The 695-nt window shown below is 76.0% G+C and carries 1 pseudogene; it reads left to right on the forward strand.

Annotated features, from left to right (window positions below):
• A pseudogene (locus tag ACLEQD_RS44755) lies at positions 1–695 on the forward strand (serine/threonine-protein kinase PknK); the annotation flags it as partial.

The following is a 695-nucleotide window of genomic DNA, read 5'->3' on the forward strand; positions in this document are numbered from 1 at the left end:
CACCGACCGGCACGCCCAGCTCCGCTTGAGCCACGGCCCAGCACCAGGGGCTCAGGTTGCCCGCGTGGCGCCCGCGCCGCGCGCCAGCTGGACCTGCCCCTGTCCGGCCTGACTCCGGGTGACGCGCAGGCCCTGTGCCGCGCGCTGCTCAGGCCGGTGGAGAACGTGCCCGCGCAGGCGGTGGAGCGCATCGTCGAGCGCGCGCAGCGCGTGCCCCTGTTCCTGGTGGAGCTGGTGCGCGGCCTCAAGCGTCAGGGGCTGGTGCGGCAGCGTTCTCCGGGCGGCAACTGGTACCTCGTCACGGACGAGCTGGACCGCGTGCCGGAGCTGCGGCTGGTGGAGTGGCTGGCGGACCGCGAGCTGGGCGCGTTGCCTCCGGCGCTCGCCGCGCATGCCCGGCTGTGCGCGCTGCTGGGCGTGACCTTCACCGCCACGGCGGCGGACGGCGTGCTGCGCGAGCTGGAGCGCGACGGCGCCGCGGCGCAGTTCCCGCTGGACGTGGGGCACGCGACGCGGCGGCTTTTGGACTCGGGGCTGCTGGTGGAGCACCGGCTGGAGGGCCTGAGCTTCCGCAACGAGCTGGTGCGCGAGGCCGTGTTCGCGGGCCTCCCCGCGGAGGAGAAGGCGCGCATCCACCACGCCGCGTACCGCCACTACCTGAGCCCGGCGGGCGCGCAGGAGCGCCAGCGGCTGGC

Origin of the sequence: Corallococcus sp. 4LFB (assembly GCF_046520365.1) — a bacterium.
Classification (GTDB): Bacteria; Myxococcota; Myxococcia; order Myxococcales; family Myxococcaceae; genus Corallococcus; species Corallococcus caeni.